General features: G+C 70.9%; 7 protein-coding genes. 5 read left to right on the top strand and 2 right to left on the bottom strand.

Translation table 11 applies throughout. The annotated features are described in order from the left end of the window. Window positions 1–9 precede the first annotated feature (9 nt). The 4 genes from G4D87_RS30035 (at window position 10) to G4D87_RS30020 (ending at window position 4,431) form a co-directional block, all read left to right on the top strand. Complete coding sequence (locus G4D87_RS30035; RefSeq protein WP_163786133.1) at window positions 10–825, top strand: GNAT family N-acetyltransferase; 816 nt, start codon at window positions 10–12, stop codon at window positions 823–825. Between the two features lie 167 nt (window positions 826–992). Then, a complete protein-coding gene (locus G4D87_RS30030; protein ID WP_240358722.1) occupies window positions 993–1,826 on the top strand; it encodes a hypothetical protein in 834 nt (277 codons plus the stop codon). Between the two features lie 297 nt (window positions 1,827–2,123). After that, window positions 2,124–2,822 carry a response regulator transcription factor gene (locus G4D87_RS30025; protein ID WP_163786131.1) on the top strand — a complete coding sequence of 233 codons (699 nt, stop codon included), beginning with the start codon at window positions 2,124–2,126 and terminating at the stop codon, window positions 2,820–2,822. After that, window positions 2,791–4,431: a sensor histidine kinase gene (locus G4D87_RS30020; protein ID WP_163786130.1), complete on the top strand. Its 1,641-nt coding sequence runs from the start codon at window positions 2,791–2,793 to the stop codon at window positions 4,429–4,431. Before G4D87_RS30025 ends, G4D87_RS30020 begins: the two co-directional genes overlap by 32 nt. Here the strand turns inward: G4D87_RS30020 and G4D87_RS30015 are convergent. Then, the gene (locus G4D87_RS30015) at window positions 4,419–5,597 is read right to left on the bottom strand and encodes a hypothetical protein (protein ID WP_163786129.1); all 1,179 of its coding nucleotides are present in this window, start codon (window positions 5,595–5,597) and stop codon (window positions 4,419–4,421) included. The genes G4D87_RS30020 and G4D87_RS30015 overlap by 13 nt on opposite strands. A gap of 7 nt (window positions 5,598–5,604) precedes the next feature. Further along, a complete protein-coding gene (locus G4D87_RS30010) occupies window positions 5,605–6,930 on the bottom strand; it encodes a hypothetical protein (RefSeq protein WP_163786128.1) in 1,326 nt (441 codons plus the stop codon). A 149-nt stretch (window positions 6,931–7,079) separates the two neighbouring features. Between G4D87_RS30010 and G4D87_RS30005 the strand changes: the two genes are divergently transcribed. Then, window positions 7,080–7,470, top strand: a 391-nt coding sequence (locus G4D87_RS30005; protein ID WP_163786127.1) for a hypothetical protein, incomplete at its 3' end; no start/stop codon positions are given.

Raw genomic sequence — 7,470 nt, 5'->3', positions numbered from 1 at the left:
AGACAGACGATGCCCACCCCCTCTCGCGTCGAGATTGACGAGTCCAACGCGCAGTTCCGTGGAGCCTGGAGGATGTTCGCCCTGGGCGGCGCATCGGGTGAAGTCGTGGAGCGCCCCGACATCTACATCGCCGCTGGCCACGTCACGTGGTCGATGATGAACGCCGCCTTCCTGCGCGCCCCCGTCGATTCGGAGCAGGCGCTCGCCGCCGCCGCGGCCTCGGCGGCGCGCTACTTCTCCGCCGGTCGACATGGCTGGAGCTTTGTCGTCTGTGATGACTGGCTGGCGCCCTCCGTCCGCGACAGCGCGCCCTCCATCCTCGCCTGGTACGGCCTCACGTCCGGCATGCCCGTCACCGGCATGGTGGCGGACCGACTGGCGCCCCCCATCCACCCACAGGCTCCATTCAACGTCCGTCCCGTCACGGATACCTGGGGCCGGCAGGCCGTGGCCGACATCAACGCCCATTGCTACGACGTCCCCCAGCACTTCGGTCGGGAGGCGCTTGACCTGGACACCCTCTACACCCCTGACTGCCAGGGCTTCGTGGCGTGCCGCGACGAAGAGGCCGCGGCCAGCACGGTGGTGCTGCGCGTGGATTCCGCCGCCTACGTCGCCCTGGTCGCGACCCAGCCGCGACACCGCCGGCAAGGTGCCGCCGAGGCCGTGATGCGACATGCGCTGGCGAAGGCCCGTCAGGACTGGGGCACCGAGCGCACCGTCCTCCACGCCACGAGCGCGGGCGAGCCCGTCTACACCCGCCTGGGCTACCGGCCGGTGACGCGCTTTCGCATGTACCTGGCGCCTCCACCGGACCAGGGCTGAGCCATGCGCCAGGGTCCGGTCCGGGGGAGTAAAAACAGACTCATTGAAGAATGCCGCTCTCTCGTGAACCGCGGTCCAGATTCTTCGATGGCGTGGAGGTTATGGCAGACTGATCCGTGGGGGGCTTGCCGCACGTCTTGTATCGCCCAGCCACAGGGAGTCCGCACATGGCCAAGTGGGATGATCTCGTCCTGGCGATTCCACCGCACGCGGGCGGCAGGCTTCAGGCTCCCGCCGCGGACTCTCTGCTAGAGACGCTCCTCGGCCTCCACGAAACCCAGCTCACCCTCCTTCGCGGGTTGCATCGCGACGTCCGTCCGCTGCGGGAAGGACCCTTCCATGCCGGGCGGCTGCACCTGGAGGCCGTGCGCGCCCCCCAGGCCACCCGCGATGAACAACTGGAGCGGTTGAAGTCCGCGCGGAGCTGCTTCACGGAAGCCATGGGCACCGAGCGCGACAAGGCCCGGCTGTCGTTCATCGCCCTGCACCTGGGCCTCTGCTGGCTGCTGCTGGGCGCGGAGCGGGACGCGCGCGAGTGGACGCAGATGGCCCACCGCACGGCCGTGGAGGCCATGAAGGACATCCTGGTGGAAGCCTCGAAGCACCAGGGCCTCACCCAGAACCGGTACCTGGATCCAGCGCTCACCTTCTTCATGTTCTTCACCAGCACGGCCACGCTGGGCGCGGGCTACCTCTTCTGGGACCGGGTGCTCAGCAAGCGCACGGGCACGGTGATGCGGCGCGCGCTGGGGCAGATGCAGGCGCTGGCGGACTACGTGGACATGCTGGGCGAGGTGCGCCTCCGCCTGGGCGAGTTCCCGCATGACGTCGCCCGGTACGAGCTGACCCACGGCGTGGACGAACAGCAGTCCGTCGCTCGCATCACCATCCGGAAGCTCATCAACGACCGGGAGGCCATCTACTTCAACGGCCGGGAGACCCGGAAGGTCACCTGGAACGACCAGGAGCGCTCCGAGGTCATCACCCGCGAGCTGCTCTGACGCCGGGCGCTGTCACAGTCCCGTCAAACCCTGTTTTCAGGATTGCCGCGAGCGGAACGTCAGACCGGCCCGCCATAGTAGCGGCACTTCCTCGATGGGGGCGAAGGTGACGGCGCAGACGATGCTCGTGTTCATTCCAGTGATTCTCCTAGTCGCCGCGGCGCTGGTGATTCCGCGGCCCCGCCGGCGCTCACGCCGGTAGTCTTGCTCTCGGCCGGGGTTGCGCCCCGGCCGTCTCCCCGGCCCGGGTGGGTGTAGAGTGCGGCAGCCGTCGCAACCCTCCCCTCCCGAGCAGCCGTGGCCGAACGTCCCACAGTCCTGGTCGTCGACGATGATCCCCACCTGAGGGAGATTGTCCGCTTCGCCCTGGAGCAGGGAGGCTTCCAGGTGGATGAGGCCGCGGATGGCCGCGCCGCCCTGACACAGGTCGACCGGACCCTCCCGGCGCTCATCGTCCTGGACATCATGATGCCGGAGCTGGACGGGCTCGCCGTGTGCCGCGAGGTCCGGCGCAAGCACGAGCTGCCCATCGTCTTCCTCTCCTCGCGGGATGACGAGGTCGACCGCATCCTCGGCCTGGAGCTGGGCGGCGATGACTACCTCACCAAGCCCTTCAGTCCGCGTGAGCTCGTGGCCCGCGTGAAGGCGGTGCTCCGGCGCGCACGGCCCGCGCCGGCCCCGGAGGTCGAAGCAGCCTCGGCGCGGATGCAGGCCCGAGGGCCGCTGCGCATGGACGCGGAGCGCTGGCGCGCGTGGTGGCAGGACACGGAGGTGGTGCTCACGGTGACGGAGTTCCAGCTCCTGGCCACGCTGCTCCGGGTCCCCGGCAAGGTCTTCACCCGGGACGAGCTGATGAACCGCGTCTACGACGACGTGGTGGTCAGCGACCGGACCATCGACAGTCACGTGCGCCGGGTGCGGCAGAAGTTCGCGGGCGCGGGCGGAGACGTCATCGAGACGGTGCATGGCCTTGGCTATCGGCTCGCCCTCCCCTGAGCGCCGCGCGCGTCCGCGCTTGTGGCTGGTGTTCGCCGCGGTGGGCGTCGCGGGGTTCGCCCTCACGCTCGGGGGGCTCGCCTTCGTGCGCGTCTACGACAACCAGCTCATCCGCCAGACGGAGTCGGAGCTGATTGCCCAGGGCGCGGTGGTCGCGGAGGTCTTCCGCGAGCGGCTGCGCGCCACCGTGCCAGCGGGCGCATACGGCCGCGAGCGCACCGCCCCCTGGCCCTTCCCCATCCCCGACGACACGCGCCTGCGCCCCATCCTCCCGTCGCTCAGGGCCTCGGACGCGACCCTGCCGCCGGGCGACACGCCCCAGCCCTCACGCGTCCCCGCGGAGCCGCTGTCACAGGCGGCCGGACTGCACCTGACGCCGCTGCTCGAACAGGTGCGCGCGGCGACCCTGGCCGGCATCCGCGTGGTGGACACCGAGGGCGTGGTGGTGGCCAGCAGCAGCCCCGCGCTGCTGTGGACGACCCTGGCGGACCGCACGGAAGTCCAACGGGCCCTGCGCGGCGAGCCCGTCAGCGTGATGCGCCGCCGCGTCGCCGATCCCGAGGACACCCCGCTGGCGTCGCTCAGCCGCGACACCGGCATCCGCGTCACGGTGGCGCTGCCTGTGCTGGAGGGCGAGCGCGTCTGGGGCGCGGTGGTGCTGACGCGCACGCCCATGACGTTCGCCAAGGCGACGTACGCGGACCGGTGGAACCTCACCGCCACGGGCTTCGTGTTGCTCGGCGCGGTGGCGCTGATGTCGCTGGCCGCAGCCGCGCTGGTGGGCCGGCCGGTGCGCGCGCTGGTGAAGCAGACGCGCGCCATCGCCATGAGCGACCCCGCGGGCTTCGAGCCCATGGCGCGCCCCGTGGTGGCGGAGCTGGCCGAGCTCTCCGAGTCCCTGGCCGGCATGGCCATCGCGCTGCGGGACAGGAACCAGTACATCCGCTCCTTCGCGGCCAACGTGTCGCACGAGTTCAAGACGCCGCTGGCCTCCATCCAGGGCGCGGTGGAGCTGCTGCGCGACAGCGCCGACGCGATGTCCCCCGAGCAACGCGCGCGGTTCCTCGCCAACGTGGACGCGGATGCCCGCAGGCTCACCCGCCTGGTGCAGCGCCTGCTGGAGCTGGCCCGGGCGGACTCCATGACGGCCACGCCCGCGCGCGTGGAGCTGGGCCCGCTGCTGGAGGGGCTCGCCCTCCGTGCCCGCGCCGCGGGCACCACGGACATCCACGTGACGGCACCGCCCGTGGGCCTGAAGGTGAGCCTGCCGCAGGAGGTGCTCGACGACGTGCTCTGGCAGCTCGTCACCAATGCCCGCCAGCACGGTGGGGACACCGTCCGCGTGGACCTGTCGGTGGAGCAGGTCCCGGAGGCGGACCTGGTGCGCGTGGTGGTGAAGGACAACGGCAAGGGCATCTCCGAGACGAACCGCGCGCGCATCTTCGACGCCTTCTTCACCACCGCCCGCGAGCGCGGCGGCACGGGCCTGGGGCTGACAATTTCCCAGTCCATGCTGCGCGCCTTCCACGCGAGGTTGGAGCTGCTTCCTTCCACCCCGGGCACCACCTTCGCGGTGGTGGCGCCCGTGATTCGGCTTCAGCGGAAGTAGCTGTCGGAGATGTCCACCGAGTAGCCCAGCTCCAGCGTGGGCGAGGACGCCGCCACCAGGAACTGGCGGAAGTGCAGCGCCTTTCCGGGCAGGCCCGACGCCTCCGAGGCCACCGCCTCCGTCGACTCGTACTGCTCCAGGCTGCCGCCCTCGCGCCGGTAGTTGAACACCGCCGGGAAGTGCGCTCGCGCGCGGAGCTCCGCCACTGGCCAGGAGACTCGCGGCAGCGCCAACCGCAACCGGCCGGAGAGGTGGAAGACGCCCAGCTCTCGCGACAGCACCACCTCCAGCGTCCCGCCCGTCTCTCCCAGCCGCGCGGGAGCGACCTTCAACGCCAGGGTGCCGTCTTGCGACTCCACGGGGACGGGAATGGCGTTCACGGTGACGCGCTCCAACCGGTGCCCTTCCGGCAGCACCAGCTCCAGCGGCTGCTCGCGGTCCAGGCTCAGCGCATAGCTGACGCGCAGCGTGGCGCGGCCTTCCAGCGTGGAGACCCAGGACGCGGTGGCCTCGGTGATGCGCGGCTCGAGCGGCGGGCGCACCTGCTGCTTCTGGCTCTGTGCCACCCGCGCCACCGACGCGCGCCAGCCGACGCGCAGCGCGCCTTGCACGGGATAGACGGCGTAGGACTCACCGCCCATGGACGCCAGCGGCTCGGTGAGCGTGAAGACGGACGTGTCCGCCTCCAGCGCCAGCGGCACCGGGGATGCGTGGGGCCCGAAGCGAAGCTGGGCACGGCGCTCCGGGCCCGCGCCGGGCGAGCGGATGGAGACGCCCACGTCGAAGACGTAGCGCCCCGCCTTCCGCGTGAGCAGGCAGAGGTACCCGTCGACGACGCCCACGGTGCCTTCCTCCAGCGAGGGCAACGCAACCGGGAACGTGTCCGCGTCGAGTTGGAGCAGGCGCACCTGCGTCCAGCGCCCATCCGCGAGCACCTCCACGTCGAAGTGCCCGTCCACGAAGAGGGCATCCGCCGTGAGCCGGCCCTTGAGCTGGCTCTTCACCAGGGCCTCCATCGGAGGTGCCTCAGCGGGCGCCGACTGGCGCTGCGCGTAGAGGGGAATCAGCTCCTGGAGCGGCACGGTGGCGCTGCCGGAGGGAGTCTTGGCGGCCGAGCCATCGGCCGTGGTCAGCAGGAGTCCAACGAAGAGCGGTACGGTCCACATGGCGCAATCAGCTCGCTTCCGGGGTGACAGGGGTGGAGGCAGCGGGAGCCACGGCGGCGCGTGGCGGCTCACCGGGCAGGGACAAGTCGGAGAGGAAGGCCCGCACTCCGGCGCGGGTGGAGAGCACCATCAGCCCCAGCAGCGCGGCGAGAATCTCCAGCGTGTAGATGAGGCCGGTGTAGCCCTGGAGGATGACGGCGCCGGTGGGGACCACCAGCGTGGCGCCCCACAGCGCCGCGAGCACGGACGTCCGCTCCTTGGGGAAGAGCCAGCGGACGTACACCACCACCGCCGCGCCCAGGCCCACCGCGCAGAGGACGTAGGCGGCGTAGAAGTTCATGAAGGCCGCCAGGTAGGCCAGCAGCACGAAGAAGAACCCGTACACGGCCGCCAGCAGGTACGTCTCGTGGAGCGCGAGCGAGCGGCGGTGGCGCAGCCCCAGGGCCGCCAGCAGCGCGAGCAGCCCCAGGAAGGGCACCCAGGCCCGGGTCGCCATGGTGCCCACCAGCGCGTCGAACGTCTTCTCCGACGGGAGGATGACGCCCAGGTTCACCCCCGACTCCAGCGACTGGAAGGCCCAGTCCAGCGTCACCGCGTCGGACGTCGTGTTCACCGACGACGCGGCCAGCACGCCCGCCGGGTAGTCGTAGTTCTCCCCTCCTTCGACGGCGACATGGACGCGCACGTCCCGCGCGGGCAGCGCCGGGTCCAGGCGGTACACGAACGAATTGAGTCCCCGGGCGCGGTAGCGGATGGTGAAGCGGGACGTGGCGCCCTTGGCGATGCGGCCCGTCCACACCAGCCGGTTGCCGGACTCGCCCAGGTCCAGGCTGGACTCCTTGCCGTCGACGAGGAACTGGAGCTCCGACAGCAGCACCTGCGACTTGTCCATCTCCATGGGGAAGATGAACGCCACGTCGATGTCGGTGCTCTCGCGGTTGACCACCGCGTAGTCGGCGTTGAGGGTGAAGTCGAAGCCGGAGAAGTAGCGCAGCCCGCGCTTGCGGTAGTTCATCATCGCCTGCACCTCGACGTGCTGGCGGTCGAAGGGCAGCGGCTTCAGCTCGGTGAAGATGGTGCCGCTGTGCACGTAGCGCAGCGACGGCGCGGGCTGGGTGACGGGCGCGCCCCAGCGGTCCTCCACCCCGGCGGCCAGCTCCGAGTTGGCGAAGTCCGTCCGGTCCGCCACCTGCCCGGCGATGACCGCCGTGGCGAAGACGACGATGATGAGACTGCCGAAGACGTGGTGGGCCACGAGCCAGCGCAAGGCCCGGCGAAGGGCGCCTTCGGGCGCTCGCGGCGGACGGGGAGGCAGCGGAGGAGGTGCGTTCATGGGCGCAGGATGTGCGCCCCCCGTGCAACGGTGATGGCGCCCTTGTGCGGCTGCCAAGGAATGTTCGTGCAGATTTCGTGCAGGCCGGGGTGCAGCGTCACCTGGACCCGGGTACACTTGGAGTGTCTTCAAGCCCCGACAAGGTCGTCATGTCCGTCCCTGGAATCGGCTTCCCTGGCCCCTGGCGGCTCCGCTCTGGCGCCGAAGAGTACGAGCTGCTCGTCCTGCGCGCCGTGACGGCGCTCGACGAGCGGGAGTGCGTCCCGGCCGAGCACATCACCTGGCAGCTCGACCACTGGCTGACCTCCGCCCGCAGGCCCCTGCTGGAGATGTACGAGGCCCTGGGCGGCATCCTCCCGTGGAACGTCAGCTCGCTGGAGCGCGCCCGGCAGGACGCCCGTGTGCGGGAGCGGCTGGCGCAGGCGCTGGAGCGCCGTGAGCTGGTGGCCCTGCGCGTGCAACGCCGCGCCGCCGCCTGGGCGTGGCCGGAGCAGGCCCTGCCGCCCCCTCGGCCCGAGCCCGAGGTCATCCCCCTGGCAC

It is taken from the genome of Myxococcus vastator (assembly GCF_010894475.1).
GTDB lineage: Bacteria > Myxococcota > Myxococcia > Myxococcales > Myxococcaceae > Myxococcus > Myxococcus vastator.
This window is presented reverse-complemented; position numbering and strand designations above follow the sequence as displayed.

What these genes read in the sequence shown, in the direction of transcription:
- G4D87_RS30030 (WP_240358722.1), top strand. Translation starts at nt 993, where the DNA reads ATGGCCAAGTGGGATGATCTCGTCCTGGCGATTCCACCGCACGCGGGC.
- G4D87_RS30015 (WP_163786129.1), bottom strand. Translation starts at nt 5,597, where the DNA reads ATGTGGACCGTACCGCTCTTCGTTGGACTCCTGCTGACCACGGCCGAT.
- G4D87_RS30010 (WP_163786128.1), bottom strand. Translation starts at nt 6,930, where the DNA reads ATGAACGCACCTCCTCCGCTGCCTCCCCGTCCGCCGCGAGCGCCCGAA.
- G4D87_RS30020 (WP_163786130.1), top strand. Translation starts at nt 2,791, where the DNA reads ATGGCCTTGGCTATCGGCTCGCCCTCCCCTGAGCGCCGCGCGCGTCCG.
- G4D87_RS30035 (WP_163786133.1), top strand. Translation starts at nt 10, where the DNA reads ATGCCCACCCCCTCTCGCGTCGAGATTGACGAGTCCAACGCGCAGTTC.